3 protein-coding genes are annotated in these 1013 nt (G+C 53.3%); all 3 read right to left on the bottom strand.

Going from position 1 to position 1013, the window contains the following annotated elements:
* Positions 1–206 (bottom strand): phage tail protein (locus ACUU1M_RS20290; protein ID WP_412462454.1); only part of this gene is annotated, 206 nt, incomplete at its 3' end.
* Entirely contained in the window at positions 193–564 is a 372-nt protein-coding gene (locus ACUU1M_RS20285; protein WP_000753026.1) for a head-tail joining protein, read from the bottom strand. The genes ACUU1M_RS20285 and ACUU1M_RS20290, both read right to left, overlap by 14 nt.
* Positions 565–575: 11 nt before the next feature.
* Complete coding sequence (gpFI, locus tag ACUU1M_RS20280; protein ID WP_001074425.1) at positions 576–977, bottom strand: DNA-packaging protein FI; 402 nt, start codon at positions 975–977, stop codon at positions 576–578.
* Positions 978–1013: the final 36 nt, after the last annotated feature.

Here is a 1013-nt window from a genome sequence, read left to right as displayed (position 1 = left end):
TTAAACACCCGGACACGCTGACGTACCAGTTTCAGGGGGATCCCTTTCACCTGGTTATCGCCCGCAACGGTATTCCCGGCAACCTGCCGGGTGGCAACCGAGACCGCTTTCTGTGCCACACGGTTTATCGCCCATGCGCTGGCCTGTGGCACCATACGGGTATCAAGGCTGTTCAGATTGCGGATGGCATTCTCAAGCCCCTTCATAATATCGTCCTGCCCTTACGTTTCCCGGCAGCCCCTCACGCCGCAACCGGATATAACTACATCCGCCATCATCAGGGGTGATACGATCCACACAGAAAGACTCACGACCAATCATCAGCGAATCATTGCGACACAGCCGTAAAATATCTGCTGTTTTCACAAACAGGGATGGTAAAGAGTCTTCAATACGCACACCGCCGGCCACCAGAGAAATATTTTCAGGATCATCAAAAACCCCGGAAATCATGATCCCTTTTAGCCGGCCTGACGTAATGACCGCTCTAATCCCCATATTGCGAATAATGGCCTTGTCTGCGAGATCAAGTGCAACATCAAACAGATTATCGAAATCAGCCACGCTGCCTCCCGTTATTGCATTCTGGCCAGGCCACGTTCTGTCATTCCGGCTGCCACACCGGCAGAGACACGGAACGCCATTCCCGGCGGCACAAATGCCAGAGGTTCATCCCGCGTGGCATGAAGTGCATCGGTATGCAGCGTCACCAGTGCCACGACTGTAACCAGATCATCCATATTCTGAATCACGGTCTCCGGCTGCGCTGATATCACCTCATTTTCATATCCGGTCAGCGCATTTTCCGGGTGGGCAGACTTATCCCGGATGTCAGTGTCATCCATATTGGCAAGTTCCTCCTCCAGCTCAGCCACACGCTGCGCAATATCTGCTGCGCTTCCCGAGATATCCGGCTCACGTCCCAGCGATGCTGCCAGTTCTCTCAGACGTTTCAGGTTATCGTCTTTCTTTGCCATATCTGTTCCTGTCCGAATAAAAAACGGGAGCCCGCC

This window comes from Shigella sp. SIG6 (genome assembly GCF_053555815.1).
This window is presented reverse-complemented; position numbering and strand designations above follow the sequence as displayed.